The organism is Streptomyces sp. NPDC031426 (genome assembly GCF_055581585.1).
The window spans coordinates 1-1,103 of record NZ_JBVIJE010000117.1; the positions used below are offsets into that span (position 1 = coordinate 1).

Genomic DNA, 1,103 nt, shown 5'->3' on the forward strand with positions numbered 1-1,103 from the left:
GGGTGCTGCCGTCGGATGGTGTTGAGCCTGGTGATGAGCGGCGCGATGGTCCGGCCCTCGCGTGCCGCAGCCTCCCAGTCCCGGTGCCTGAGCTGGTACTTCTCCGAGTCCAGGTACTCCTCGCTGCCCTGCCTGAACGGGGTGTTCTCGCACAGTTCGTAGCCGCTGTAGATGCCCCAGGCGGGGGAGAGGGTCGCGGCGAGCACGGCCCGCACCTCGAAGGCGGGCCGGCCGCCGTGCTGGAGGTAGGCGTGCAGGATGTCCGGGGTGTTGGCGAAGAAGTTCGGCCGCATGTAGGCCGCCGCCTCGCCCGCCAACTCACTGGCGTACTCGGTGAGTTCCTGCTTGCTGTTGCGCCAGGTGAAGTAGGTGTAGGACTGCTGGAAGCCGATCTGGGCGAGGGTGTGCATCATCGCCGGGCGGGTGAAGGCCTCCGCAAGGAAGATCACGTCCGGGTCGGACGCGTTGACCTCCGCGATGACCCGCTCCCAGAAGACGACCGGCTTGGTGTGCGGGTTGTCGACGCGGAAGATGCGCACGCCGTGGCCCATCCAGTGCCGCAGGACCCGGACGGTCTCGGCGACGAGCCCGTCCATGTCCGCGTCGAAGGCGATCGGGTAGATGTCCTGGTACTTCTTCGGCGGATTCTCCGCGTAGGCGATCGTGCCGTCGGGCCGATGGTGGAACCACTCCGGATGCTTGTGCACCCAGGGATGGTCGGGCGAGCACTGGAGCGCGAAGTCGAGGGCGACCTCAAGACCGAGTCCGCGGGCCTTTTCGACGAAGAAGTCGAAGTCCTCGATGGTGCCGAGGCCCGGGTGGACGGCGTCGTGCCCGCCCTCGGGAGAGCCGATCGCCCAGGGCACGCCCACGTCCTGGGGCCCGGCGGTGAGCGTGTTGTTGGGCCCCTTGCGGAAGGTCGTGCCGATGGGATGGATCGGCGGCAGATAGACGACGTCGAAGCCCATCTCCGCGATCGGCTCCAGCCGGCGCGCGGCCGTACGGAACGTGCCGTGCGGCTGCTCGGCCGTGCCCTCCGAGCGCGGGAAGAACTCGTACCAGGAGCCGTACAGGGCCCGCTCCCGCTCCACCAGCAGCGGCAT

General features: G+C 68.5%; 1 pseudogene. It reads right to left on the reverse strand.

Going from position 1 to position 1,103, the window contains the following annotated elements:
- A pseudogene (locus ACZ5NH_RS45550) lies at positions 1 to 1,103 on the reverse strand (alpha-1,4-glucan--maltose-1-phosphate maltosyltransferase); the annotation flags it as partial.